The organism is Streptomyces sp. NPDC005774 (assembly GCF_042871645.1).
Classification (GTDB): domain Bacteria; phylum Actinomycetota; class Actinomycetes; order Streptomycetales; family Streptomycetaceae; genus Streptomyces; species Streptomyces pratens.
Window position 1 is genome coordinate 25657 of the sequence record NZ_JBIAIV010000016.1, and the last position, 25044, is coordinate 50700.

At 72.4% G+C, this 25044-nt stretch carries 19 protein-coding genes and 5 pseudogenes; 11 read left to right on the forward strand and 13 right to left on the reverse strand.

Translation table 11 applies throughout. The annotated features are described in order from the left end of the window. Nucleotides 1-68: 68 nt before the first annotated feature. A complete protein-coding gene (locus tag ACFYQA_RS16875) occupies nucleotides 69-1307 on the forward strand; it encodes a DUF4032 domain-containing protein (RefSeq protein ID WP_388917702.1) in 1239 nt (412 codons plus the stop codon). 88 nt (nucleotides 1308-1395) lie between these two features. On the opposite strand, the gene ACFYQA_RS16880 is transcribed toward ACFYQA_RS16875, so the two are convergent. Together ACFYQA_RS16880 and ACFYQA_RS16885 are read right to left on the reverse strand one after the other, a co-directional pair. Further along, complete coding sequence (locus tag ACFYQA_RS16880; RefSeq protein ID WP_388917705.1) at nucleotides 1396-2481, reverse strand: IS110 family transposase; 1086 nt, start codon at nucleotides 2479-2481, stop codon at nucleotides 1396-1398. 228 nt (nucleotides 2482-2709) lie between these two features. Next, entirely contained in the window at nucleotides 2710-3582 is an 873-nt protein-coding gene (locus ACFYQA_RS16885) for a universal stress protein (RefSeq protein ID WP_388917707.1), read from the reverse strand. Nucleotides 3583-3640: 58 nt separating this feature from the next. Here ACFYQA_RS16885 and ACFYQA_RS16890 point away from each other — a divergent pair. The 8 genes and pseudogenes from ACFYQA_RS16890 to ACFYQA_RS16925 all read left to right on the forward strand — a co-directional run. After that, nucleotides 3641-3988, forward strand: a pseudogene (locus tag ACFYQA_RS16890) (VOC family protein); the annotation flags it as partial. A gap of 167 nt (nucleotides 3989-4155) precedes the next feature. Next, nucleotides 4156-4509: a UBP-type zinc finger domain-containing protein gene (locus ACFYQA_RS16895; protein WP_388917710.1), complete on the forward strand. Its 354-nt coding sequence runs from the start codon at nucleotides 4156-4158 to the stop codon at nucleotides 4507-4509. 89 nt (nucleotides 4510-4598) lie between these two features. Further along, nucleotides 4599-7562, forward strand: coding sequence for an AAA family ATPase (locus ACFYQA_RS16900; RefSeq protein WP_388917713.1), 2964 nt, complete (start codon nucleotides 4599-4601; stop codon nucleotides 7560-7562). A 267-nt stretch (nucleotides 7563-7829) separates the two neighbouring features. Further along, nucleotides 7830-9081: pseudogene (locus ACFYQA_RS16905) on the forward strand (serine hydrolase domain-containing protein). A 102-nt stretch (nucleotides 9082-9183) separates the two neighbouring features. Further along, nucleotides 9184-10491 (forward strand): CAP domain-containing protein, encoded by a 1308-nt coding sequence (locus ACFYQA_RS16910; protein ID WP_388917716.1) that lies wholly within the window; start codon nucleotides 9184-9186, stop codon nucleotides 10489-10491. A gap of 114 nt (nucleotides 10492-10605) precedes the next feature. Then, nucleotides 10606-11283: an AIM24 family protein gene (locus ACFYQA_RS16915; protein WP_388917719.1), complete on the forward strand. Its 678-nt coding sequence runs from the start codon at nucleotides 10606-10608 to the stop codon at nucleotides 11281-11283. A gap of 144 nt (nucleotides 11284-11427) precedes the next feature. Beyond that, a complete protein-coding gene (locus tag ACFYQA_RS16920) occupies nucleotides 11428-12378 on the forward strand; it encodes a threonine/serine dehydratase (RefSeq protein ID WP_388917722.1) in 951 nt (316 codons plus the stop codon). Between the two features lie 230 nt (nucleotides 12379-12608). Continuing rightward, complete coding sequence (locus ACFYQA_RS16925) at nucleotides 12609-14258, forward strand: serine/threonine-protein kinase (protein ID WP_388917725.1); 1650 nt, start codon at nucleotides 12609-12611, stop codon at nucleotides 14256-14258. Here the strand turns inward: ACFYQA_RS16925 and ACFYQA_RS16930 are convergent. Beyond that, entirely contained in the window at nucleotides 14211-15698 is a 1488-nt protein-coding gene (locus tag ACFYQA_RS16930; RefSeq protein WP_388917728.1) for a serine hydrolase domain-containing protein, read from the reverse strand. The two genes, ACFYQA_RS16925 and ACFYQA_RS16930, sit on opposite strands and share 48 nt — an antisense overlap. Nucleotides 15699-15882: 184 nt before the next feature. Here ACFYQA_RS16930 and ACFYQA_RS16935 point away from each other — a divergent pair, with 184 nt between their 5' ends. Beyond that, entirely contained in the window at nucleotides 15883-16308 is a 426-nt protein-coding gene (locus ACFYQA_RS16935) for an SsgA family sporulation/cell division regulator (RefSeq protein WP_388917731.1), read from the forward strand. A 52-nt stretch (nucleotides 16309-16360) separates the two neighbouring features. Here the strand turns inward: ACFYQA_RS16935 and ACFYQA_RS16940 are convergent, their stop codons facing one another. The 5 genes and pseudogenes from ACFYQA_RS16940 to ACFYQA_RS16960 form a co-directional block, all read right to left on the reverse strand. Next, nucleotides 16361-16858, reverse strand: coding sequence for a DUF6328 family protein (locus ACFYQA_RS16940; RefSeq protein WP_388917734.1), 498 nt, complete (start codon nucleotides 16856-16858; stop codon nucleotides 16361-16363). Between the two features lie 164 nt (nucleotides 16859-17022). Then, a complete protein-coding gene (locus ACFYQA_RS16945) occupies nucleotides 17023-18006 on the reverse strand; it encodes an aldo/keto reductase (protein WP_388917737.1) in 984 nt (327 codons plus the stop codon). A gap of 12 nt (nucleotides 18007-18018) precedes the next feature. Further along, a pseudogene (locus ACFYQA_RS16950) lies at nucleotides 18019-18437 on the reverse strand (TetR/AcrR family transcriptional regulator); the annotation flags it as partial. A 120-nt stretch (nucleotides 18438-18557) separates the two neighbouring features. Further along, a complete protein-coding gene (locus tag ACFYQA_RS16955) occupies nucleotides 18558-19268 on the reverse strand; it encodes a ribonuclease H (RefSeq protein ID WP_388917740.1) in 711 nt (236 codons plus the stop codon). A 108-nt stretch (nucleotides 19269-19376) separates the two neighbouring features. Further along, a complete protein-coding gene (locus tag ACFYQA_RS16960; RefSeq protein ID WP_388917743.1) occupies nucleotides 19377-20180 on the reverse strand; it encodes a VOC family protein in 804 nt (267 codons plus the stop codon). A 190-nt stretch (nucleotides 20181-20370) separates the two neighbouring features. Here ACFYQA_RS16960 and ACFYQA_RS16965 point away from each other — a divergent pair, with 190 nt between their 5' ends. Continuing rightward, nucleotides 20371-21330 (forward strand): SGNH/GDSL hydrolase family protein, encoded by a 960-nt coding sequence (locus ACFYQA_RS16965; RefSeq protein ID WP_388917746.1) that lies wholly within the window; start codon nucleotides 20371-20373, stop codon nucleotides 21328-21330. A gap of 92 nt (nucleotides 21331-21422) precedes the next feature. On the opposite strand, the pseudogene ACFYQA_RS16970 reads toward ACFYQA_RS16965, so the two are convergent. From ACFYQA_RS16970 to ACFYQA_RS16990, 5 genes and pseudogenes are all read right to left on the reverse strand, one after another. Continuing rightward, nucleotides 21423-21731 (reverse strand): annotated as a pseudogene (locus ACFYQA_RS16970) (VOC family protein); the annotation flags it as partial. 55 nt (nucleotides 21732-21786) lie between these two features. Further along, nucleotides 21787-22221, reverse strand: a complete 435-nt coding sequence (locus ACFYQA_RS16975) for a transposase family protein (protein ID WP_388917749.1) — start codon at nucleotides 22219-22221, stop codon at nucleotides 21787-21789. Nucleotides 22222-22237: 16 nt separating this feature from the next. Further along, complete coding sequence (locus tag ACFYQA_RS16980; protein WP_388917752.1) at nucleotides 22238-23065, reverse strand: transposase family protein; 828 nt, start codon at nucleotides 23063-23065, stop codon at nucleotides 22238-22240. A 291-nt stretch (nucleotides 23066-23356) separates the two neighbouring features. Next, a pseudogene (locus tag ACFYQA_RS16985) lies at nucleotides 23357-23545 on the reverse strand (VOC family protein); the annotation flags it as partial. Nucleotides 23546-23552: 7 nt separating this feature from the next. After that, on the reverse strand, nucleotides 23553-24773 hold the full coding sequence (locus ACFYQA_RS16990; RefSeq protein WP_388917755.1) for an RNA-guided endonuclease InsQ/TnpB family protein: 1221 nt from the start codon (nucleotides 24771-24773) through the stop codon (nucleotides 23553-23555). Nucleotides 24774-25044: the final 271 nt, after the last annotated feature.

A 25044-nucleotide genomic window follows, 5' to 3' on the forward strand; every position in this document is an offset into this window, starting at 1 on the left:
GAGCGGACGACCACCGGGGCGATCATCGCTCCGGAGACGGCCGCCCGCGAGACGAGGACACCCGAGCCATGGCCCTGCAGATCAGCGCGACCAACCCGGAGCATCCCGCGCTCCTGCTGGAACTGCCCTGGCACCTGCCGCTCCAGGAATGGCCCGAGAAGTACCTGGTACCGCTGCCGCGCGGCATCTCCCGGCACGTGGTGCGCTACGCCCGTGCCGGTGACGAGGTGATCGCCGTCAAGGAACTCGCCCGTCGGCCCGCACTGCGCGAGTACGAGCTGCTGCGCGACCTGGACCGGATCGGCATCCCCGCGGTGGACCCGCTCGCCGTGGTCACCGGCCGCGCGGGCACCGGCGGGGAACCGTTGGAGAGCGTGCTGATCACCCGGCATCTCGGCGGGTCGATGCCGTACCGGTCGATGTTCGAGACGACGTTGCGCCCGGCGACCATGCACCGGCTGATGGACGCGCTCGCCGTGCTCCTGGTGCGGCTGCATCTCGCCGGGTTCGCATGGGGCGACTGTTCACTGTCCAACACCCTGTTCAGACGGGACGCGGGTGCCTACGCCGCCTATCTGGTGGATGCCGAGACCGGTGAGCTGCACCCGGAACTGAGCCCCGGCCAGCGCGCGTACGACCTGGACCTCGCCCGCGTGAACATCAGCGGCGAACTCCTCGACCTGGAGGCCTCCGGAGCGCTGCACCCGTCCGTGGACCCCATCGAGTTCGGCACCGAGATCTGCGCCCGTTACGAAGGTCTCTGGCGGGAGCTGACCCGTACCTCCGTCTACCCGGCGGGCAAGTACCACTACATCGAGCGCCGGATCCGCCGGCTGAACGATCTGGGTTTCGACGTGGCCGAGATGCAGATCGAGCACGCCTCCAACGGCGACACGGTCACCTTCGTGCCGAAGGTCGTCGACGCCGGGCACCACCAACGCCAGTTGCTGCGCCTGACCGGACTGGACGCCGAGGAGAACCAGGCCAGGCGGCTGCTGAACGACCTGGAGAGCTGGATGGCCACCCAGGACGACTACCACACCCCCGACGGCGCGCTGCCCGGCGCCCGCCCGGAGGTTCTCGCCCACCGCTGGGTGCGGGAGGTGTTCCGCCCGACCGTGCGTGCCGTGCCGCCCGGCCTGCGCGGCACAATGGACCAGGCGGAGATCTACCACGAACTCCTCGAGCACCGCTGGTACCTGTCCGAGCGGGCCCAGCACGACATCGGTCTCGACACGGCGGTCGAGGACTACATCAGGAACATCCTGCCCAAGGCCCGGGAGACGCTGCGGCCCACGACCGACTGAGCCGGGCGGGGCGGCGACCGGGGCGCCGGCGGTGGCAGCCACGCCGGGGTCCCGGCGCCCGGGGCCGGCCGGGATGCTCCTATGCTTGTCAAGCCGCTGGAGCAAGGTCGGTTTGAGTGATTCGTTCCGTTGGTGTGGCGGTCAGTGCGCGGTAGACCTCGCGGGCGACGAATCGCTTGAGGCAGCGCATGATGTCCTTCTTGTTCAGTCCTTCCTTGGTGCGGCGTTCGACGTAGGCGCGGGTGCGTTCGTCGTAGCGCATGCGGGTGAGGACGATGGTGTGCAGGGCGTTGTTCGCGGCCCGGTCGCCGCCTCGGTTGAGGCGGTGGCGGTGGGTGCGCCCCGAGGAGGCCGGGATCGGGGCGACCCCGGCCAGGTGCGCGAACGCCGCTTCGGAGCGCATGCGCTCGGGGTTGTCGCCGGCCGAGGCCAGCAACTGGCCGGCGGTCTCGGGGCCGACCCCGAACAGTTCCAGCAGTGCGGGGGCGGCCTGCCTCACCAGCGGCCCGATCTCGCAGTCCAGCTCGGCGATCTCCTCGTCCAGCGCCTGGTGACGGCGGGCGAGCCGCCGCAGCGAGGCCCGGGTCGCCGCCAGCGGCCGGGACAGGTCATTGCCGGGCCGCAGCCGGGCAAGGGTACGTATCAGTACGGACCTGTCCAGCCCGGCGACCTGCTCACGCAGCATCGCGGGGGCCGCCACCAGCAGGTTACGGATCTGGTTCATCGCCTGGGTGCGGGCCTTGACCGCGCTGCGGCGCGCGACCCTCAGGACGCGGACCGCCTCGACGACGCCGTCCCGGCTCTTGGGGATCCCGGTGGCCCGACCGGACAGCACGGCCGTCGCGGCAGCGTAGGCATCGATCGGGTCGGACTTGCCCTTCATCCGCCGTGTCTTGCGGTCCGGCCGGTCGACGTCGATGACCGTGACCCCGGCGGCGGTCAGCACCCGCGCGAGTTCGGCGCCGTAGGCGCCGGTGCCCTCCACCCCGACCGCGACCGGCGTGCCGTGCGTGCGCATCCAGTCCAGCAGGTCCCGATAGCCGCGGATGGTGGCGGGGAACTCCCGGTCGGCCAGGTGTCGGCCGATGGAATCGATCACGGCAGCGTGGTGGGTCAGGCCGTGGGTGTCGACTCCGCCGGTGATCTGCGGGCCGTCGTGCGTCATGCTGGTCATGTCCGTCCTTGCTGCTTGTCCGAGCCGAGGGCGGCACGCGCCGGTCGGGCGGGTGGACAAGACAGTGACGGGGCTTATGCGACAAGCTCCTATGAAGTCACAAACGCCCGTCCGGCCGCGTGCGTGGTGACGCCCGGCGAGCCGACAAATCCCAAACAGGACAGTCGAGACGTCAGTCAGTCGGAGGGTCAGACCCACCAGCAGCGTCACCACGTCACATCCTCACTGTCAGTCGTGCGGCACCACCGCCACCGGGCAGTCCGCGTGGTGCAGGACGCCGTGGGCGACCGAGCCGATCCGGGCCCCGACGGCACTGCGGCGCGCGCGGCGGCCGACGACCATCAACTGGGCCGTGCCGGACACCGACAGCAGCACCTGCCCGGCGCTTCCCATCTCCACCTGCTCGACGACGCGCACCTGCGGATAGCGCTCCCGCAGCGGCGCGAGGGCCTCCGACAGGGACTTCTGCTCGTACGGCTCCAGGCCCCCGGCCTCGTCCATGAGGCGCAGTGTGTCGGGGCTGTAGGCGAACATCGGCGGCAGGGTCCAGGCGCGTACGGCGCGCAGGGTGGCACCCCGCGCGGCGGCGGCCTCGAAGGCGAATTCCAGCGCGGCGGCGCTGTCCTCCGGATCGCCCTGCTGGCCGACGACGATCTCCCGCCCGGCGGCCTCGCCGGACGGCGCGTCCTCGGCCCGTACGAACACCACCGGCCGCCGGGCCCCGACGATCACCTGCTGTCCGACCGAGCCGACCAGGAAGCCCACGATCCGCCCGTGCCCGCGGGAGCCGAGCACCAGCATCTCGGCGTCCGCCGCGGCGCCGGTCAGGACCTCGACGGCGTCCCCCTCCAGGACATCGGTGGTCACCGCGAGAGCGGGGTGCCGTCCGGTGACCTGACGGACCGACTCGGTCACCGCGTCGCGCACCCACCGCTCCTGGGTGGCGGCGTCGCCGGCGTCGACCGCCTCGTGCGTCTGGAAGCGCCAGGCGTGCACCACCCGCAACGGCCGCCCTCGGCGGACCGCTTCCCTCGCCGCCCAGGCCAGTCCGGCGAGGCTCTCCTCTGTTCCGTCGACCCCTGCCGTGATCGGGCGCGTCATGCGGTTCCTCCTGTGTCGTGTCCACTACGCACGGTCCAGTCTTCCCTAACCTTCTTTCATGGCCTCGGCCCGGGAGCAGGTAGTGGTGGACGCGGCCGATCCGGTGGCGCCGGGACACTGGTGGGCCGAGGCCCTCGGCCGGGTGGTGTGGAACGACTCGCCCGACGAGTACGGGATCCGGCCGGAGCGGGACCGTCAGCCGGGGCTCTTCTTCGTGCCGGTGCCGGTGCCGGACGAGCGGACCATGAAGAACCGCCTCCACCTGGATTTCCGGCCCGACGACCAGGCGGCGGAGGCCGCCCGGCTGCTCGCCCTGGCCGACGCCCGCCGGGCGGGCAGCGAGGGCGAGCAGCCGTGGCGGGTCCTCGCCGACCCCGAGGGAAACGAGTTCTGTGTGCTCTCCTCACACGCTGCCCGAGTCTCGCCCTCGCCGCGCGCGACGCCTGGTTCGAATCTACGATGGACCGGCTGCCGTTGGTGTTTCCGTGGCGCCGGGTACCGGGCGGCGACGCCCGCTCCCCAGCGTCGCTCGCGCTCACCGCCGGAGCCCCGACGACCTCCCGAGGAGCCGGTATGACCAGCGACCAGGCCATCGATCCCGGTGCGGCGCCGAGCGGCGCGGGATGCTCCGACTGCGACTCCGTGGGCGGCTGGTGGTTCCATCTGCGGCGCTGCGCGCGGTGCGGACACGTCGGCTGTTGCGACAGCTCGCCGGGGCAGCACGCCACGGCGCACTTCGAAGCCACCGGGCATCCCGTGGTCCGCACCTACGAACCCGGCGAGGCCTGGTTCTGGAACTACGCCACGGAAGAACTGTACGAGTCGGGCCCAAACCTGGCCCCGCCCACGAACCATCCGGCCGATCAGCCGGTTCCGGGCCCGGCGGGGCGGGTCCCGGAGGACTGGGAGCAGAAGTTGCGGCGCTGAGCGGTCCACGGGGCCGGGGCGGGGTCGGCCGCTCCGCGGAGATCACCGGCGGAGATGGTGCGACCGGTGGCGCGTGCCAGGATGGACGCGTGTCGCAGACCTCATTCGCCGGTCCGCTCGTCGGCCGCGACGACGAACTCGCCCGGCTCGCCGGAGTGCTGGAACGCGCTCGCGGGGGTGAGCCGCGGGCCGCGCTGATCGCCGGGGACGCCGGGGTCGGCAAGACGAGGCTGCTGGACGAGGTGTCCGCGCGGGCCGCCGGGTCCGGTATGACGGTGGTGACCGGTCACTGCGTGGACCTCGGGGACGTGGGTCTGCCGTATCTGCCCTTCACCGAGGTGCTGGGGCGGCTCACCGCCGACGAGCGGTTCGTCTCCGCCGTCGACGCCCGGCCGGTGGTCGGCCGGCTGCTCGGCGCCGGAACCGGTGCCGTGCGGGACGTGGACGCGCGGCTCAGGCTGTTCGAGGGCATGGCCGGGCTGCTGGCCGACGTCTCGGACATCGCGCCGCTGCTGCTCGTCCTGGAGGATCTGCACTGGGCCGACCAGTCCTCCCGGGACCTGCTGCGGTTCCTGCTGAGCCGGGGGGTCCTCCAGCGGCCGGCGGGCGGCGCCCCCACGCACCGGCTGGCGGTGTGCGGCTCGTACCGCGCGGACGACCTGCACCGCCGGCACCCGCTCCGGCCCCTGCTGGCCGAGCTGGTACGGCTGCCCTCGGTGGAGCGGCTGGAGCTGCGGCCGCTGCCCGACCCCGACGTGGCCCGGCTGGTGCGCGCCCTCGAACAGCGGCCGCTGCCGGACGCCACGGTCCGCCGGATCGTCGAGCGTGCCGAGGGCAACGCCTTCTACGCCGAGGAACTGCTCGCGGCCACGGACTCCCCGGCGGGAGGGGTGCCCAGCCAGCTGGCCGACGTACTCCTCATCCGGATCGAACAGCTCTCCGAAACCGCTCAGCAGGTGCTGCGGACCGCCGCCGTCGCCGGCCGCCGGGTGGAGCACGAGGTGCTGCGCGAGGCGGTCGGGCTCCCCGAGGAGGAGCTGGAGTCCGCGCTCCGTGAGGCTGCCGGACGGCAGCTCCTGGTGGCCGCGCACGACGGTACGTACTCCTTCCGGCACGCACTCGTGCGCGAGGCGGTCTACGCGGATCTGCTCCCCGGTGAGCGGGCCCGGCTGCACGGCGCGTTCGCCCGGCTGCTCGCCGGCCGTGGGCTCCGCGACACGAGTGCCGCGGAGCGCGCCCACCACTACCGGGAGAGCCACGACCCGGCCCGGGCGCTCGCCGCGTCGCTGGAGGCCGCCGATCACGCCCAGCGGGTGGGAGCTCCCGCCGAGGAGCTGCGCCACCTGGAGGCCGCCCTCGATCTGTGGCCGGCGGTGGGTCCCGCCCGGCTGCCCGAGGGCATCGGGTTCGACCCGGTGGCCCTCACCCTGCGCGCCTCGGCCGCGGCGGCGCACGCGGGCGAGCTGCACCGAGCGGTCTCCCTCACCCGGTCCGTGCTCGCGGACCTCGGCCAGGACGCCGACCTGGAGCTGGCGGCCCGGGTCCGCTACACCCTGGCCGGGGACCTGCTGCGGGTCGACAGTCTGTCCGCGGCGTTCGCGCACAGCAGTGAGGCGCTCGCCATGATCCCCGAGGAGCCCCCGTCGCCCACCTGGGTGTGGGCGGCGGCCACCCATGCCGTGACGGCGCGGCAGGTGGGTGCGGCCGATACCGCGCTGCGGGTGGCGCGCCAGGCTTTGGGCATGGCCGAGCAGTTGGGGATGGCCGACGCCCAGGCGGATCTGCTGATCTCCATGGCCGGTCTGGAAGGCAACGGCCGGAGCACCGAAACCGGCCGCGAACGGCTGGCCCGGGCACTGGAGTTGGCACGCGGCGCGGGTAATGCCCCGGTGGAGCTGCGCGCCCTGTTCAATCTCGCCATGGGCTGCTACGAGTCCGGTACCCCCGAGGCGTGTCTGCCCTGGCTGGCCGAGGGCCTGGAGCGGGCGCGCCGCGCAGGCCTGTTGTCGTCGGCGTATCCGCTGGAGATGCGGTATCTGCGGCTGTTGGTGCTGTACGCGCTGGGCCGCTGGGACGAGTGCGTGCGCGCGGCGGCGGCCGATGCCGAGGTGCTGCCCCCGGCCGGCGGATACGCGCTCGCGCCGGCCCTGTTCGTGGCGCTGGCCCGCGGCGACTTCACGGCCGTCGACCGCGCGCGGGCGCTTCTCGAGGGGCCGTTCGACTGGATGGCGACGCTGGTGGCGGGCATCGTGTTCACCGAAGCCGCCGCGCTGCGGGGCGAGCCGGAGGAGGCCGTGCGCTGCGTGCGGTCCACGCTGGCGGCCCTGACCGACGAGGCGGGGGCCCGCCCGAACGTCACGGTCCGGCTGACGGCGCTCGCGCTCGCCGCGGTCGCCGACGCGGCCGTCGCGCGGCGGCTGTCCGGCGACGAGGCCGGAGCGCTTCGCTGGGCCGAGGCCGCGACGGAGCTGGTGGAGTCCGCCCGCGCCTCCGCCGCGCACGGTGAGCACGGCACGTCTCAGGGTCCCGAGGGCCAGGCCTGGCTGGCCCGCGCGGAGGCGGAGTGGACGCGGGCCGTGTCGGGTCCCGACGTGGCGGCGTGGGCGAAGGCGGTGGCCGGGTTCGCGTACGGCGACGCGTACGAGCGTGCGCGCTGCCGGCTGCGCCACGCGGAGGCGCTGCTGACCGCCGGGCTGCGTGAGGAGGCCGCGGCCGAGGCCCGCGCGGTGCGCGAGGCCGCCGACCGGCTCGGCGCCGTCCTGCTGCGGGAGCGGCTGGACGCCCTGGTGAACCGTGTCTGGCCGGCGGAGACACCGGCAGGGGGCGGGCGTTCCGTCACGCTACTCACCGCGCGGGAGCAGGAGGTGCTGCGGCTGCTCGCGCGGGGCCGCAGCAACCGTCGGATCGGCGAGGAGCTGTTCATCAGCGGCAAGACGGCGAGCGTCCATGTCTCCAACATCCTCGCCAAGCTGGGCGCCGCGAGCCGCACCGAGGCGGTGGCGGTCGCCTACCGGAAGGGTCTGATCTCCCCGGAGTCCGCGGCCTCGGGCTGAACGGCGGCGTCCGGCTGGCCCCCTCCCGTCGCGTCGGCGCGACGAGCCGTGTCGCCGTCGCCCTCGCCGCTTCCGCTGTTCCCGCCCTTCCCGACACTCCCTACAGCCACCCCGAATAACCGTTTTGAGCGGATATCACAGCGATACTGTGCCAATCGGTCGCGCCCGGTACGTCCGGCACGATGGGCACCTGTGCGCTGCCGACGGTCAGATGACGGATGCTCGGCGGACACGGGAGAGAACAGCGCGATGGTCCCAGCGACGACGATGCGCAGAGGGGCCGCCGCCGTGGTGGCCGCCCTGACCCTCCCGGCGGCTGCGGCGCATGCCGCTCCCCCGGTTCCGGACACGGCCCGGTCCTCGGTGGCCACGACTCTGCCCGCCCCCGACCTGGCCGGCCTCGGGAACGTGCTGCGCACGGCACGGTCGCAGGGCGCGCCCGGCGCCCTGGCCCGGATCGACGACCACGGCACCGCGCACCGGACGTCCTTCGGCCTCGCCGATCGCGGGACCGGGCGGGCCATCGCGACCACCGACCGCTTCCGCATCGGCAGCGTCACCAAGATCATGTCCGCGGTGGTGGTCCTGCAACTGGTCGACGAGGGCAAGATGAAGCTCGACGACCCGGTCAACCGCCACCTGCCGGAACTGCTGCCCGACGACCGGATCACCGTCCGCCATGTACTGAGCCACCGCAGCGGTCTGTACGACTACACCAACGACCTGTTCGCGCGGACGGTCCCCGGTTTCGAGGCGGTCCGCACCAGGACCTTCACCCTGAGCCGGCTGGTGGAACTGTCGCTGGAGCATCCCCGGACCACCACCCCCGGCGGCGCCTACAGCTACTCCAACACCAACTTCGTCGTCGCGGGCCTGCTCATCAGGAAGCTGACCGGCCACTCCCTCGCGACCGAGTACCGCAACCGGATCACCACCCCCCCTCGCGCTGAGCGACACGTCCTACCCTCATCCCCGCACCACGATCCCCGGCCGCCACACGCGCGGTTACCTCACCCCGGACGCACCGGCGACGGAGCTCGTCGACGCCACTGAGCAGACGGTGTCCTGGGCGCAGAGCGCAGGCGCCGTCGTCTCGAGCACACGGGACCTCAACACCTTCCTGTCGGCGCTGCTCTCCGGCCGGCTCACCTCGGCGGCCGGCCTGGCGCAGATGCAGCGCTGGGTCCCCGCGGGCACGGGTCAGGCGTACGGGCTGGGGCTGAGGCGCCGCGATCTGTCGTGCGGGGTGTCCGTGTACGGGCACACCGGCGCCGTCCAGGGCTACTACACCTATGCGTTCACCTCGAAGGACGGCGGGCGCAGCCTCACCGCGCTCGCCACCACCTCGAACAACGCCCCGGTGATGAACACGATGCTGGGCACGCTGGAGTCCGCCTTCTGCGGCAAGGGGCCGGCGGTCCGACGGGGCTCCGCTGCGGCGCGGTGGCACGAGGACAGCACGGCGGGAACACGACCAGGGGGAGCGGAACACGCGGGGACGGGGGACTCGCCCGGCTGACCGCCCGGGAACCCGCGCCCGCCGCCGACCGTTGTCCGGACACCCCCCACCGGTCCGTGACCACAACGGACCGCTGACGGCTGACGACGGCAGGGCGGCGTGATGAGCGAGTTGGTCCCCGGCGGCAATCTGGCCCTTCCGGGCGGCACGGTGACCGTCCGGGTGCCGGGCCCCTACGACGTGTCCGCGCTGATCACGGGCGACGGCGGAAAGGTCGGGGACGACGCCGACTTCGTGTTCTTCAACCAGCCGTCCGCCCCCGGCGCCCGTCTGCAAGGCGACACGCTCACCGTCGACCCGAGCGCCCTGCGTCCCGGCGCCGTCCGGGTCACGGTGGCCGTCAGTGCCGCCGACCCCGCCGTCGCGCTGAGCGACCTGCCCCCTCCCGTCCTCCGGGTCACCGACGCCGGCGGGCGCTTCCTCGCCCGGTTCTCACCGGCGCGCCCCGGGCAGGAGTCGGTGCTGCTCCTCGCGGAGCTCTACCGGCGCGGCGAGGACTGGAAGCTGCGCGCCCTCGGCCAGGGGTACGCCGACGGACTGGCCGGTCTGGCCCGGGACTTCGGCGTCGACGTGCTCGACGAGACGGAGCCCGGGGCGGCCGGGGTTCCGGCTGCGGCGGCGCTGTCGGCCGTCCCCGACCCGGCAGGCTACCTCGGTCCGGTCAACTCCGCTCGGGCCGGAGCGGGTTCGCCTCCGGTCGCACTCGACGCGCGGTTGATGTCGGCGGCCCGTGCCCACGCCGAGGCCATGGCGGCACAGCGGCACCTCGCCGTCGAGAGCCGGGACGGTGTCTCCGTCCATCAGCGGGTCGCCGCCGCCGGATACGCGTACCTCACCGTCGGCGAGCATCTGGTGTCCGGTCCGCGCACCCCCGCCGAGTTCGTCGCCCACTGTCTGAGCAACGAGCCGTCCCGGCGCACCCTGCACGGTCCCGCCTTCACCCACGCCGGTCTGGCGCACGCGGGCGGCGGCGCCGGTGACGTCTACTGGACGGCGCTGTGGGCCGTCCCGCTCACCCCGGCCGGCCTGACCCGGACGGTGAAGGACGTGGCCGACCGCACCAACCGGGAGCGCGCCCGGGCCGGCCTGCCGCCACTGGCCGTCGATTCGCTCCTCGTCACGGCCGCGCAGGCGCACAGCGCCGACATGGTGGCCCGCGACTTCTACTCCCATACCGCTCCCGACGGCAGCCGGCCCTGGGACCGGGCCGCCGCCGCGGGCTCGGCGCGCCGGACCATCGGCGAGAACATAGCCTGCGGCCAGCGCTCGGCCGCCGAGGTGGTGGAAGGGTGGATGAACAGCCCCGGCCACCGCGCCAACATCCTCAAGCCCGACTTCACCCACATCGGCGTCGGCTTCGCGGGCGGTGGCCGCGCCGGCACGTACTGGACCCAGCTCTTCGGCGCTTAGGTCCTCTCGTCCGGAGCATGCCGGGCTCGCGAGGTCGGGCCTGCTCCGGGCGGAAGACCTTCGCCGTGCGACCGGACCTTGGCGGAGGCGGCCCTTCCGGGCGAGGATGCCTGCATGAAGGGTGATCTGTTTTCCAGCCGGCACATGGTGCAGCCCGCCTCGGCCCCGGGCATGACGGTCGAGAACGCCAAATGCATCCGCTACGTGGTCAACGGCGAGATGCACGCCCGGCAGGGCGCGATGATCGCCTACCGTGGCGGGCTCCAGTTCGAGCGCAAGGGCCAGGGCGTGGGCGGCATGCTCAAGCGCGCGATGACCGGCGAGGGGCTGCCGTTGATGGCGGTGCGGGGACAGGGCGAGGCCTGGTTCGCGCACGAGGCGCAGAACTGCTTCATCGTCCAGGTCCAATCCGGCGACGAGTTCACCGTCAACGGCCGCAACGTCCTGTGCTTCGACTCCACGTTGTCGTACCGCATCGCGACCGTGAAGGGCGCCGGCATCACCGGCGGCGGCCTGTTCAACAGTGTCTTCACGGGGCACGGCCTCCTGGGTCTGGTGTGCGAGGGCGACCCGCTGGTCCTCCCGGTGTCTCCGCAGTACCCGGTCCACGTCGACACGGACGCGATCGTCGGCTGGACGGCAGGGCTGTCGACCTCCCTGCACCGCTCGCAGTCGCTCGGTTCGATGCTGCGCGGCGGCTCGGGCGAGGCGGTACAACTGGTGCTGCAGGGCGAGGGGTACGTCATCGTGCGGCCCAGCGAGGCCACGCCGGCGAAGGCACAGCAGCACTGAGGTCCGTCCCGGCCGCCCGTTCCGGCTCCGGGCGCGGCCGTGCCCCGGGTGAACCGTGTTGACCCCGGTGGTCCGGCCGGGTCAGGGTTCGTTTCGGTGCGGATCATGTCCCCCGTGCCAGGGAGGGTGGTTGTGGTAATCGGAATGGCGGAGATCGAGGCCGCGGCCGGGCGGATCGCCGGGCACGTGGTGCGGACGCCGACGGTACCGAGCCCCGGGCTGTCGGCGCTGCTGGGTGCCCCGGTCACGGTGAAACTGGAACTGTTGCAGCGCACCGGCTCGTTCAAGGCACGCGGTGCGGTGGCGAAGCTGCTGTCGCTGAGCGAGGCGGAGCGGGCTGCCGGGGTCGTGGCGGTGAGCGGCGGCAATCACGGGATCGCCGTCGCGGTCATGGCCGCCGCCCTCGACGTCAAGTCCACGGTGGTGATGCCGAGGTCGGCGCCCGCGCGGTCGGTGGAGGTCGCGGAGACCGCCGGCGCGTCGGTGCGGCTGGCCGACGACATGGACGGCGCGTTCGCGCTGACGACGCGGCTCCAGCAGGAGGGGCTGACCCTCGTCCACCCCTTCGACGACCCGATGGTGATCGCCGGACAGGGCACGGTGGGACTGGAGTTCGCCGATGACGCCGGTGACCTGACCGACGTCCTGGTGAGCATCGGAGGCGGCGGGCTGATCTCCGGTGTGGCGGCGGCGCTGCGGGCCCGGCGGCCCGGGATCCGGATCTGGGGTGTGGAGACGGAGGGCGCCCAGGCGATGTCCGAGGCCCTCGCGGCGGGCGGACCGGTGCCGGTCGGGCTGTCCTCGATCGTGACCACACTCAGCGCCCCGGCCGTTTCGCAATTGACGTACGAGCATGTGGCGGCGCTGGTCACCGAGGTGCTGGTGGTGCCCGACCGGGAGGCCGTGCGGGGTTCGCTCGACCTGGCGGAGCACGCCAAGGTGTGGACCGAGCCGGCCGCGGGCTGTCTGCTGCCCGCTGCGCGAGGGGTGCTGGAGCGGGTCGGCGAGGGGGCCAGGATCGGGCTCGTGGTGTGCGGGGGCAATGCGACCACCGACGACATGATCGCATGGGCCTCCCGCTTCGGGCTGCGCTGAGCCGCCCGGCCGGGCCGCCCGTGAAGCCCTGTCCATGTTTTCCTGTCCCTGACGCCCTGTCGGCCGTTCTCCCCCGACGCGGGACCGGGCTCGAAGACCGCCCCGGAGTTTGACCGAAGGACAGGAATGCGTCGGAGCCGGGATTCGGGCTCCGCCTCTTGAACGAAGGCCGTACGCTCCCGCGTACCACTGGGAAAGGCGGACAGCAGCGGCTTCGACGAGGGATGGCCATGGGCAGGGCGCACGTCTCCACACACCAGCCGGTCGCCGGGCGGTACCGGCTGGTCGAGATCATCCACCGCGAGACCAACCACGTCTGCTGGTACGCCGACGACCTCGGGACGGGCCGCCCCTGCCTGGTCACGCAGGTCGCACTGCCCGGGGAGCCGGGTGAGGCCGTGCGTCACGCCCCCTCCCACGTCCTGCGGACGACCGGGACGATGGCGCGGCTGTGCCCCGGCCGGATCGCCACGGTCGTCGACTCCGTCGACGAGAACGGCTTCCTGTGGACTGCTGCCGCCTGGGTCGACGGCACTCCCCTCGGTGAACTCCTCGCGGAGCAAGGCCCGTTCGGCTTCGTCCGGGCCGCGCGCATCGGGCTGGAACTGCTCGACGTACTGGACGCCGCACACAGCGCGGGCGTGACGCACGGCGAACTCGGTCCCGGCCAGGTGTTCGTGCGGGAGACCGGTCCGGTCGTGGTCACCGGTTTCGGCCTGGCGGGCACCGGTCCCGCCCTCCGGCTCACGGCGCCGTCGTACGCGGCGCCGGAGCAGGCCCGTGGCGAGGGCGCCGGGCCCGAGGCGGACCTGTGGGCGCTGGGCGCGCTCCTGCACACGATGGTCGAGGGGCGCCCGCCCTTCCGTGACCGGGGGCGGGCGGAGGCCACGCTGAAGGGAGTGGACCGGCTGCCGTTGCGCGCGCCCCTGCGAGCGGGACCGCTCACCCCGGTGGTCCAGGGGCTGCTGCGCAAGGACGCGGCGGAACGGCCGACCGGGCGGGTGGTCCGCGAGGCGCTCGGCCGTGTGCTCGCGGAGGAGAACCCCGGCACGGCCCCCGATGCCGTGCCGGGCAGCCTTCGGTTGCGCCGCGCGTACTACCCCACCGTCCTCGGAGACCTCGGCCTCGCCGGGAGCAGACGGACGGCGGTCCTCGGCACCACCCTGGCCGTGGTCACCGTCGCGGTCGCCGTGCTCACCGCGGCCACCCAGGGGCTGCCCGGCACCGACTCCGGGTCCGCCGCCGACATCCCGAGTACGCCGCCCGCCTCCGCCACCGCTCCGGCCGCCCCGCCGGACGTGCCCCAGGTGCCCGGGACGTCCGGTGACCCGGGCGACCGGGACGACCGGGACGAGCCGACGCCAACGCCCGCCCCGGCCACCCCCGCTCCTTCGGGGACGGGTGACCTCCCCTCCGGCTACGGCCTCCTGCGCGCGCCGGAGGGCTTCTCCGTCGCGCTCCCCGAGAACTTCGAGCGCCTCGACACCTCCCGTGTCTCCGACCTGGCCTACCGCGTCACCTTCGGCCCGGAGGGCGGCACCCGCACCCTCGCGGTCACCTACAGCGAACGGGTGGGGACCGACCCGGTGGCCGTGTGGCGGGACGACGTGGAGCCGCCCCTGGAGCGGACGGCCGGCTACGAGCGGATCGGCGCGATCCGCGCGACCACTTACCAGGGGCGTGAGGCCGCCGACATGGAATGGCTCTCGGCCGATGACGGCGCCCGGGTACACACCTTCGGCCGCGGGTTCCTGCTGGGCGGCGGACGCGGCTTCTCCCTGCGTTGGACGACCCCGGCCGCCGACTGGGCGGAGCCCGCGAACCAGGAGGCGCTACGGACGTTCCTGCGGACGTTCCGGCCGGCCTCCGGCCGGGGCTGAGCCGCGCGGTGCGCGCAGCCGGTGCAGGGGCGCCCGGCTCAGCGGGCGGGTGCGCCAGTGTGCTGTGAAGGTCCGGTCCCTGAGGGAGCACGTGACCCCGAGGCGGTGCGGGGTCTCCAGGAACACCACGTCCGCGGCGAAGGTGCCGTCGTCGGTCCAGCCGCCGCTCACCGCGGCCGGGCAGGGCTGGTCCGAGACCGTCCACCCCTCACCGCCGAGTGGCAGGTCGAGGCGGTGGCCGTCCTCCACGAGGCTCAGCGTCCAGCGTCCGCCGGCGTCCGCCGTCACCTCGGCGGCGGTGAGCGTCGGCTGGTCCGCGCAGCCCTCGCCGTACGGGGTGAAGTGTGCGGTGGACCAGTCCCGTGCCCGCTCCGGCGGTACCGGGCCGCCTGCGGCCGGCGGCAGGGCGAGGCGGGCGAGACGCTCGCCGAGGGCCCGGTCCTCGGCGTCCCGCCCGGTGAGCGGGCCGGGGCGGAAGGCCGGTACGAGATGCCGCCAGGCCAGGTCCAGGTACTGCTGCATCTGCTCGGTGGCCGCCGTCGTGGCGATCACGGCGTCGTGCTCGGGCAGGACGAGGCAGAACTGTCCGTACGCCCCGTCGCCCCGGAATCCGTGCCGGGACGTCCAGAACTGGAAGCCGTAGCCCTGGTCCCAGTCCTGCCGGCCGGACTCCCCCATGGCCCCGGCGGTCGGTATGTGCGGACGCGAGGCCCTGGCGACCCATCCCTCGGGCAGCAGGCGCTTGCCGTCCCACATCCCGTCGTCTGCGTACAGCAGTCCGAGCCGGGCGATCGCGTCGGTGGTGGCGTGCAGCCCGCTGAAGCCGAGCTCACGGCCGGTGCGGTCGCGCTGCCACAGCGCCTCGCCGATGCCGAGCGGATCCAGCAGGCGGGGCCGCAGCCAGTCGGTGAGCGACTGTCCCGTCTCCCGCTGCACGATCGCGGCGAGCGTGTACGTGCAGGGCTGGTTGTACGCGAAGACCGTGCCGGGGTCGCGGTCGGGCGGCTGCAGCAGGAACCCGCGTACCGGTTCGGCGGGGTCGGTCGCGTAGGCCGCGTCCACGGTCTCGGTCTCGTGGCCGCTCGCCATCGACGCCACGTGCCGGACCAGCATCGCCCGGCTGCGCGGGTCGGTGATGTCCGCCTCGAACTCGGGGAAGTACGAAATCACCGGGGCGTCGAAGTCGATCAGCCCCTCGGCCTCGGCAAGGGCGGCGGCGGTGGCCGTGAAGCTCTTGCTGAGTGAGTACAGCAGGTGCGGCCGCTCGGGGGTGTACGGAGCCCACCAGCCGGCGGCGGCCTGCCGGCCGTGGCGCAGGATCATCAGGCTGTGCGGCTCGATGTCCGGGGCGTCGTCGAGGGCGTCGAGGAAGGCCTGGACACCGGAGGCGTCGACGCCCAGCGCGGCGGGGGCGTCGGTGGGCAGTGGGTGAGCAGTCATGGGATGGATCCTGCCCGACCACCCGGACGCGATGCACCGTCAGGCGGCCGGGTAAGGACTGATGGCCGGGTGAGGGCCGGCGGCCGGGGTGGAGCAAGGCGGATCAATCCCCCGGACTGCTGAGCATTCTCCGCGACCTCGGGGTAGGAGAGAGCCCTACGCCGGTACGACCAGGAGGCCTCTCGTGAACTCGATGGTGCACAAGACTTTGGTGGTGGAGCTCCAGGCGGGTGTCACGGACCGCTTTCCCGTGCTCGCCCACCTGAGCTACGACCCCGCCGACCCGTTCGCGGTCACGCTGGTCTTCAGCCACGACGGCCGGGTCCTGGCGCGCTGGCAGCTCGACCGCGGAATGCTCGCCGACGGCCTCACCCGCCCGGTCGGGACCGGTGACGTGCGGCTGCGTCCGGAGTCCAGAGGGGTGGGACGGGAGCTGCGGATGGAGTTCCTCGGTGAGCCCCACGCCGACGGCGGACGGCACCACGCGGTGGTGTTCGCGTGGGCCGGAACGGTCGGGGACTTCCTGAGCGGCACCTTCCGCTCGGTCCCGCCCGGCAGCGAGGAGACCCGCCTCGACGACTTCCTCACGGAGGTCCTCACGGGCCGCTGAGCCGCGGGTCCACCGGCCCTCCTCCGGTCCGGTGGACCCGCGGCCGCGCACGTCACGGGATCGTGTGCCGGTGCCGGGTCCACATCGGGAGCACGAACCAGCACAGCAGGTACCAGGCCACCACTCCGGCGACCAGGTACGGGACGAAGCCGTCGTCGGTGGCGACCCGCAGGATCAGCAGCAGTGCGGCGCAGGTGGTGGCGAGCAACAGGACGAGGCCGAGCAGGGTCAGCCGGGAAGCCCACCGGACGGCCTGCGGTTTGACCCTCCTCCCGGCCACCAGCCGGTGCAGCGAGACGGGGCCGATGAGCGCACCGGTGGCGCAGGCACCGAGGACGACCGTGACGATGTAGATCGTCTGGTCGGTGCCGGACAGTTCCTCGTACTTGGGCGTGAACACGACGGTCAGCAGGAAGCCGAAGAGGATCTGGACGCCCGTCTGGGCGACGCGGACCTCCTGGATGAGCTCCTGCCACATCCGGTCCGCTCGCTCGTCCGCGGTTTCGTCGCGGCCTCTGCGCCCGCTCTTGTCCTGCTGCGTGTGCGGCACGGTGCGCCTCCTGGGGTGAAGATCGGCCTCGACCCGTCTCTCCCCCTCGGGTGCCCCCGCCCTGGGCTCCTACCGACTCACGGTCGCACCCGGGCGGGCCCCACCGGATCCTCCACCGGCGGGCGCTCGCCCGGTCCTTCACCTCCGGGCTGCCGCCCGGTAGGTCACCAGCGGTCCTCCACCTGGTTCTTGATCCGCCGCTCGTACAGGTCGTCGATCGCGGTGAGTGTCTGCTCGGACAGCTCCGGGAGCCGGGCGGCGTGCGCGTTGGCGCGGGCCTGCTCGGGCGAGCGGGCGCCGGGGATGACGGTGGTGACACCGGGCTGTCGGACGATCCAGCGCAGGGCCAACTGGGCCGGGGTGTATCCCTCGGGGGCGAACGCGGCGAACTCCGCGGCGGCCTCGACGCCGGTCGTGTAGTCGACGCCGGAGAAGGTCTCGCCCTGGTCGAAGGACTCGCCGTGCCGGTTGAAGGTGCGGTGGTCGTTCTCGGGGAAGACGGTGTCCTTGGTGTACCTGCCGGACAGCAGGCCCGAGGCGAGCGGGACGCGGGCGATGATGCCGACGCCCGCCGCGCGGGCCGCCGGGAGCACCTCGCGCAGCGGCTTCATGCGGAACGGATTGAGGATGATCTGCACGCTCGCCACGTTCGGCCGGGCGATCGCGGCCAGCGCCTCCGCGCAGGTCTCCACGCTGACCCCGTACGCGGCGATCCGCTCCTCCGCGACCAGGGTGTCGAGGGCGTCGAAGACCTCTTCGGTGGAGTACACGGAGGTCGGCGGGCAGTGCAACTGCACCAGGTCGACGCGGTCGACACCGAGGTTGCGGCGCGAGCGGTCGTTCCACGCGCGGAAGTTGTCCAGCACGTAGTTCTCCGGGATCTGTTCGACCCGGCGGCCCATCTTGGTGGCGACCAGTACGTGCAGATCGGGTCGTCCGCTCAGGAACGACGCGATGGTCTGCTCGCTGCGCCCGTCCCCGTACACATCGGCGGTGTCGAAGAAGGTGACCCCGGACTCGGCGGCGGCCTCCAGGACCGTGAGGGCCTGCTTGTCGTCGACATCCCCCCAGTCCGCTCCGAGTTGCCAGGTGCCGAGACCGATCACGGAGGCGTGCTGACCCGACCTGTCGAATGTGCGCTCGTCCATGGCGTCAGTCTGTCATCCGTCGCGGCCGGGCGGGGGACCGGCCGCCCCGGGGCCTCCCGTTCCGTCCGGCCCGGGGGTGAGATGGGCCTGCAGGACGGGCGCGTCCCGGTCCACCAGGACGTCGACGGCGGTGGAACGCACATGGGTGCCGCGGGCGAGGCCGTACACGCCACCGATGCCGAGCAGGGCCCGACGGCCGGTTCGGCATGCAGACCCGCCTCGGGGCCGGTGAGGCGTTCGGTGAGCCGCTCGGTCACCTGGGCGCGGAAGTCGGCGCGCATGACGTCGCCCTGTGCGCCGTGCAGGGGCACGGACACGATCCGCAGCAGCGGGTCGGTGCCGTGCTCGGACTGGCTGCCCACCACCTGCCGGACCATGTGCCGGCCGAGGTCCTCCAGCGGCGCGTCCAGCAGGGCGGCGGCGTCCGTTTCATCCGGCGCTTCCCGTTTCCCCGGTTCCCGTACCGCAGAGTGCCGCAACGGGCCGCGCTCTGCGCGGGGAGCAAGGCTGCCTGGCGTTTCCGCTGGTAGCGGGACCGGCTTCGGCCGTACTCAGGCGCTCTCGGCCACGCGGCACTCGGGGTGGCCCCAGCCGCTGTCGTTCTTGGCGATGGGCTCACCTGCCGCGTAGGACCGGCCGCAAAGGCAGCGGCCCGGGAACTTCGCCTTGATCGTGCGGTTCGAGGAGCCGCCGCGCGGACGGGACGACGTCTTCGCCCCGGTGGAACTGCGCTTGGCGGTACCGGCGGCCGGGGTGTCCGGGGAGGGCGGCGGCTCGGGCGAGCCTGCGTCGCTGCCCGCGTCCTGCTGGACGACGGCCGCCTGGCTGGCGGCGCGGTCGGCGAAGTCGTTGAGACGGTCTCCGTCGACCTGGTGGGCGGGGACGTAGCGGAACTCGACCGAGCGGCCCTGCAGAAGTCCGTCGATGCCGACGACGAGTTCCTGGTTGGCGACCGGTTTGCCGGCCGCCGTCCGCCAGCCGTTGCGCTTCCAGCCGGGCAGCCAGGTGGTGACCGCCTTCATCGCGTACTGCGAGTCCATCCGGACCTCGAGCGGCACGTCGGGGTCGGTCGCCGCCAGCAGCCGCTCCAGCGCGGTGAGTTCGGCGACGTTGTTGGTGGCTCTGCCGAGCGCGCCCGCCTGCCAGCGGACCGGGGTCTCGGAGGCATCGGCGATCACCCAGGCCCAGGCGGCGGGTCCGGGGTTGCCCTTGGAAGCCCCGTCGCACGCGGCCACAACACGTTCACGCATGCGCTCGATCATGCCATGGCCGGGCGGGGCGCCAGGCCACTCGGTGCGCCTGCCCGGGATCACCCCGTGGGGCCGCTCCCCGGGGTGGTCCCGATGGTCGGCGCGGTCCGCACGTTCAGGTCACTCGTTCGGCACGTCGGTGGCGCCGGGCATCTCGCCCTTCATGGCCGTGACGTCGATCACCGAGAAGTTCGCGCCCTGCGGGTCACTCAGGGCGGCGAACCGGCCGAAGGGAGTGGTGATCGGCCCGAAGTGCAGGGTGCCGCCCCGCTCGGTGGCCCTGGTCGCCGCCTCGTCGCAGTTCTCGACGGCGAAATAGACGTTCATGTACGACGGCACCTCGGGCGGGAAGTCCTCCGTCATACCCATCCGGCCGAGCACGGTCTCCCGGCCGAGTTCGTAGAGCCGGAAGTCGATCGCCTCGTCCTCGAGCTGCCTCGACCTGTAGGAGAAGACGGTGGGGAAGAACACGTCGGTCTTCTCCGGCTTCCGGGTGCAGACCTCCGCCCAGCAGTACGCGCCGGGTACGCCGGTCGCCCCGAAGCCCTCGTGGGTGCCGGCCTGCCAGAGGCCGAAGACGGTGCCGCCGGGTTCGCGGGCCAGGCACATCGTTCCGAAGTCGCCGACCCGCATCGGCTCCATCAGTACCTCGCCACCGTTGTCCCGGATGCGGACGGCGGTGGCAGCGGCGTCCCGGACCGCGAGATAGAGGCACCACTGCGACGGGCCCTCCTGGCCGGGCATGGGCGGGACGACGGCCGCCACCGCCTTGCCGTCGGCGTAGGCCTGCGTGTAGTTGCCGAGCTCCGACGAGAACCCGCCGAAGGTCCAGCCGAGGACGTCTCCGTAGAAACTCTTGGCCCCTTCGACGTCGTTGAACATCACGTCGGCCCAGCAGGGGGTCCCCTCGGGTTGTACAGCCATGACGGCGTGCCCTCTCCGGAGAGTGGTCGGTCCTCCCTTCACGCTAATCACCCGGACCGGCACCCGCGCGCCGAGCCGCCCGAATCGCCCGAGCCGCGGTGAACAACCCGTCCTGAATCGTGTCCTCCCCTCCGGGCCGGGCTGTGCTTGCCCGGGGTGCCGTTCTGGCCGGGCGGGGCGGGAATCACGTATGCGCAAGCCGTGGATCGCGGGAGTGGTGCCGGCCTCCGTGCTGCTCGGTGCGTGCGGCGACCCGTCGTCCGATCCGTCCGCCGGGCCGCCGGCCGCCGCCCCCGAGGCGTCGGCCACCACGCACCAGCGGCCCGTGGCCTCCCCCGGCACGGATCCCTCCGGGAAGGCCTCCTCCGAGGCCCCCTCCCCCGGTGCCACGTCGTCGTCCGGCGCCGGATCCGGGAAGCCGCCCACCGTGCTGTACCTCGGCGACTCGCTCGCTATGGAGAACCAGGAGGTCCTCGGGCGGGAGCTGCGCGCGCGGTACACCGGCGCGCCCTCCTCGGGCACCACCCTGTGCGACTACCTGGAGGGCTCGGCCGAACAGTCCCTGGTCCCGGCGGCGGACAAGGCGGCGGCGCTGGTGCGCTCGCTGCGGCCGGACTACGTGGTGCTGCAGTTCTGGGGCAATGCCTGGGGCTACACCCCCTGCATGGACGGGATCACCTACGACGCCGCCCGCGAGCGGTACCTCGAGCGGTACGCGGCCGACGCGCGGCGCCTCACCGAGCAGATCACGGCGGCCGGCGCGGCCCGACCGCCGCGCATCGTCTGGGTACCGCAGAGCCCCGCCCCGATCACCCCCGACCGGGTCCGCCGGGTGAACGCGCTCTACGAGGAGCGGGCCGCCGCCTCGGGCGACCTCCTGGCCGACGCGGGCAAGGCGGTGAGTCCGGCGGGGGCGCGCTACACCTGGTCGCAGTACCTGCCCTGCGACGCCTACGAGAGGGCCCATCCCGAGTACTGCACCCAGCGGGACCGCGACCGGACGGCCCTGCACCGGGACGACGACTACCTGCACTTCCGTCTGGTGCCCACGACGTCGACGCCGAAGCCCTGCCCGGTCCGCTCGCCCGGCATTCTGCGCATGGCGCGGGAGATCACCCGGGTGGTCGGGGAGCACACCCGCTCTCACTGACGGGACGAGGCGTCGCGGCACCCGCAGGACGCGACGAGGGCTCGGGCGGTGGGGCGGGGCGTCCCACCGCCCGTCCCACCGTGCACCGTTCGTCACTCGCCCGCGTAGGCCCTCTCCAGGGCGGCGATGTCGAGCTTGCCCATCGACAGCATGGCCTTCATGGCCCGGTCCGCCTTCTCCTGGTCCGGGTCGCTGATCAGCTCGGTCAGCCGCGTCGGGCTGACCTGCCAGGACACGCCGAACCGGTCCTTGAGCCAGCCGCAGGGACCGTGCTCGCCGCCGCCCTCGATGAGCTTGTCCCAGTAGTGGTCGACCTCCGCCTGCTCGGCGCAGTCGATCTGGAAGGAGACCGCCTCGCTGAACTTGAACTCGGGTCCGCCGTTCAGCGCGACGAACTTCTGTCTGGCTTTATTCACGAGTAGTGGTTCTGGCCCAACTTCTGTGGCGCGACCACTCTCAGTGCGCACCGACGATGTTGGCCAGGCGGGATCCGGCCCGACCCGCGAGGGCGAGACCGATAGCGGCCAGGGTCGAGCGAAGCCGCTCGGTCCGCTGGCCGTGCCTTCGGGTCAGACCAGGTATCTGCTCGACGAAGGTGCGACGTCCGCACTCAACGGTCCGGCAGACGAACCGGCGGACCCGCAGCTGGAGTACGACGCTTCGTCCCGAACTCGGAACATCAGCGGGAAACCGCAGGTAGGAACCGTGAACCTGGGCGGACCACGCTCCGCAACCCGGACACGAGGCGCCCGCAGCCGTGCACCGCACATCAACACGCACTATCGCGATGCTCGCGTCCACCGACAGCACCACGACGTTCGCGATCGACGGGAACAACAACTCCTCCAGCCGGAGCAAGAGCTCATTGAGCCTTTCCCAGTAACGGATCATGGTGTTGTGTGATCGTTCAGATGATGCGGTCGTATTCGAGCTGGAGCGGGACGAGGGCTGCGGCGGCGATCTTCGTGATGCGGCTGGGGTCGAGGCTGACCCGGCGCAGGGCCTTGAAGGTGGTCTTGAGCAAAGCGTTGGCGCGCTCGCAGACGCCGTGGATGCCGCGGATTACCTTGTTGTAGGTCTGCTGGGTCTCGGTCAGCTTGCCGCTGGCGGGCTTCTTGTGTGGGTGGCGGAAGCCGTCGCCGGCGTTCTCGTAGCCGAGGTCGACCAGGGTCGGCATGTCCAGTTCGGCGGCGATGCGGCCCAGGGCGTCGATCAGGCCGTGGTGGCGGGCGCAGGTGGTGTCGTGCTCCCTGCCCGGGCGGACCGGTGAGACCCAGATCGGCCAGCCGTCCGGGGTGGTGATGACCTGCACGTTCCCGCCGTGGTGCTGGTGTTTTCCGGACCACCACAGGTCCGCGCCGTTGGGGCCGGGGGCGGCAACGCGGTCGGTGCGGATGACGGTGCCGTCGAGGTTGAGATGCGTCAGTCCGGCCGCCTTCGCGCGCTCCAGTGCGGTCGCGAGGTCCGGTGCCCCGGCCGCCGGAACGGTCAGCCCTTCGTGGAGGTAGCGGTAGGCGGTGGAGGCCGACAGGCCGTTGCCGCAGGCGAGTTGGGAAAGACGGGTGCCGTCGATGAACCAGCGCAGGATGAGCACCGCCTGCTTGAAGCAGCCCAGCGCACGCCGTCCCTTGCGGGTCCCGGTCACGATGCGGTGATCGCGCAGCAGCCGGGCCAGGTCCTCAGCGGTGGACCGCTTCACATCGAGCACCGCGGTGTATGTGACACTGGTCGGCACGTGAGGCCCCTCGGTCAGAACAATCTGTCGCAAGATCGTTCCTACCAGGAGCCTTACGCCTGCCCGGACTTGAGGGCCGCACGGACCGCAGCGCCAGCATCGCGATCACAGCGAGCGACGGGCGCTTACCGGGAAAGGCTCATTCACAACCCCGAACTATTGGCCCAGCCACTCCTGCCACTGCTCGTTTTGAGGCAACTTCCCGAGGCATGGCAGGGAGATCAGTCGTCACTCACAGTGCACGGATCACACAACCTGAGCCAGAGCCTGCTGAAACAGGAACGAAGCCATCTGTCCGTCGGCCGTGAACTCCACCGTGAGGACGGAGCCCGTCGTGCCGTACCCGGATTCGGTGTACCGGAGGATCCGGCCGATGCTCGAGTTCCTGAACACGGACACGTAGAAGTTCGCGGCTTCTTCGGCCCGGCCGTCGAACCAGAGACACGTGTTGAATCCTCCCCTTCCTGATGGGAAGGGGATTCCTGGCTCAGGCCGCCTCCCGGAGCGGCGCTCCGGGAGGTCTCGTGCCGTCGGCACCAGCCGGGTGGAGACCAGCCCGGACGAGCATGACGCGTGCGGAGTTCTTGTCCCGTGGGGTCACGGTTCCGCAGGCGGTGCAGGTGTAGGTGCGCTCACCCAGCGGCAGTGCGTGCTTGGCTCTCGCATCGCAGTGCGCGCAGTCCATCGTGGTGTGCGCGGGGTGGACGAGACGGATGTCCCGTCCGTGTTTGCGGCCCATCTCGATCAGGGCGGTCTTGGTGGCGCCGATGGCGGCGTCGGCTGCCTTGCGGGCCATGGTGGTCCTGGCCAGGAACCTCGGGCGGAAGTCCTCGACCGCGATGACGTCGTGATCGCGGACCACCTTTTTGGCCCACTTGCGCCCGGTGTCCGCGCGCTGCCTCGCGATCTTCTTGTGGGTCTTCGCCCGCAGTTTCCTCGCCTCGCGGTAGCCCCTCGATGCGGGCTCGCCCCTCTTCGGCCTGCGGCGGGCCATCATCCGGTCGTAGCGGGCCAGCCTGGTTCGGGCCTTCCTGCCGTGTTCGGCGTGCGGCAGGTCGTGCGCGTCGGACGTGGTGGTCGCGGTCTCCCTGACGCCCCAGTCGATGCCGAGGACGCGGCCGGTCTCCGGCAGGGGCTGGAGCTGGGCGGGGACGACGAACGAGCAGTACCAGTGTCCGAGGCTGTCCTGGTGCAGGCGTACCGAGGACGGTACGGCCGGCAGTTCCCGCGACCAGACCACCGTCAGGGCGATGCCGCCCGCCAGGTGCAGCCGGCCGTCCTTCAGCCGGAACCCGCGTTGGGTGTAGTTGAGGGTCGCCAGTGCCTCGCGTCTGGTCTTCCACTTCGGCATCCCGGCCCGGCGCGTCATGGGCAGGCGTTCCTTGATGTCCTTGTGCGCCTTGGCGCGGGAGCGGCCGAAGTCGCGGATGACCTGCTGCTGGGGGACCGAGGAGCCCGCCCGCAGCCACGGTGTACGGGTGCGGGCCTCGGTCAGCATCCTGTCGAGCCGAGCCGGGCCGCACGTGGCCTTCTGTCCGGTGGACTTGTTGTGCAGGTGCACGGACCTGGACTTGGCGACGCATTCGTTCCACACCCAGCGGCACCGGTCCCACTCCGCCGCCAGGACGGTGCGGGCAGCAGACGACACCCGCAACCGGTAGGTGTACCGGGCAAGCCCGACCCCCGCATCCGCCCCCACCTGCACCATCCCGCCCCCCTCGCGGCCCCGCCCGGGGACACTCCGTCATCCCGAACCCTGCGAAGGACCATACGTACGACAGCCGCACAAACACACCCCGATCCCACAGCCACCACCCCCACCAGCGACCACAGGCACACGCGTTCGCATCACCTCGGCGACAGCGACACGGGTGCGCCGCACCCCGAACCGGATGCGGCGACGCTCCACGTTGCGACACCCGGATGCGACTCCTCCCCGGCATCAACACCGAGGCCTCCTCACAAGAAACAGGTGAATC

Bases quoted from the DNA above. Each gene is read 5' to 3' on its own strand.
- ACFYQA_RS16880 (WP_388917705.1), bottom strand. From the start codon at position 2,481: ATGACCAGCATGACGCACGACGGCCCGCAGATCACCGGCGGAGTCGAC.
- ACFYQA_RS16925 (WP_388917725.1), top strand. From the start codon at position 12,609: ATGGGCAGGGCGCACGTCTCCACACACCAGCCGGTCGCCGGGCGGTAC.
- ACFYQA_RS16915 (WP_388917719.1), top strand. From the start codon at position 10,606: ATGAAGGGTGATCTGTTTTCCAGCCGGCACATGGTGCAGCCCGCCTCG.
- ACFYQA_RS16920 (WP_388917722.1), top strand. From the start codon at position 11,428: ATGGCGGAGATCGAGGCCGCGGCCGGGCGGATCGCCGGGCACGTGGTG.
- ACFYQA_RS16960 (WP_388917743.1), bottom strand. From the start codon at position 20,180: ATGGCTGTACAACCCGAGGGGACCCCCTGCTGGGCCGACGTGATGTTC.
- ACFYQA_RS16990 (WP_388917755.1), bottom strand. From the start codon at position 24,773: ATGGTGCAGGTGGGGGCGGATGCGGGGGTCGGGCTTGCCCGGTACACC.
- ACFYQA_RS16910 (WP_388917716.1), top strand. From the start codon at position 9,184: ATGAGCGAGTTGGTCCCCGGCGGCAATCTGGCCCTTCCGGGCGGCACG.
- ACFYQA_RS16975 (WP_388917749.1), bottom strand. From the start codon at position 22,221: ATGATCCGTTACTGGGAAAGGCTCAATGAGCTCTTGCTCCGGCTGGAG.
- ACFYQA_RS16955 (WP_388917740.1), bottom strand. From the start codon at position 19,268: ATGATCGAGCGCATGCGTGAACGTGTTGTGGCCGCGTGCGACGGGGCT.
- ACFYQA_RS16875 (WP_388917702.1), top strand. From the start codon at position 69: ATGGCCCTGCAGATCAGCGCGACCAACCCGGAGCATCCCGCGCTCCTG.
- ACFYQA_RS16930 (WP_388917728.1), bottom strand. From the start codon at position 15,698: ATGACTGCTCACCCACTGCCCACCGACGCCCCCGCCGCGCTGGGCGTC.
- ACFYQA_RS16885 (WP_388917707.1), bottom strand. From the start codon at position 3,582: ATGACGCGCCCGATCACGGCAGGGGTCGACGGAACAGAGGAGAGCCTC.
- ACFYQA_RS16895 (WP_388917710.1), top strand. From the start codon at position 4,156: ATGACCAGCGACCAGGCCATCGATCCCGGTGCGGCGCCGAGCGGCGCG.
- ACFYQA_RS16965 (WP_388917746.1), top strand. From the start codon at position 20,371: ATGCGCAAGCCGTGGATCGCGGGAGTGGTGCCGGCCTCCGTGCTGCTC.
- ACFYQA_RS16945 (WP_388917737.1), bottom strand. From the start codon at position 18,006: ATGGACGAGCGCACATTCGACAGGTCGGGTCAGCACGCCTCCGTGATC.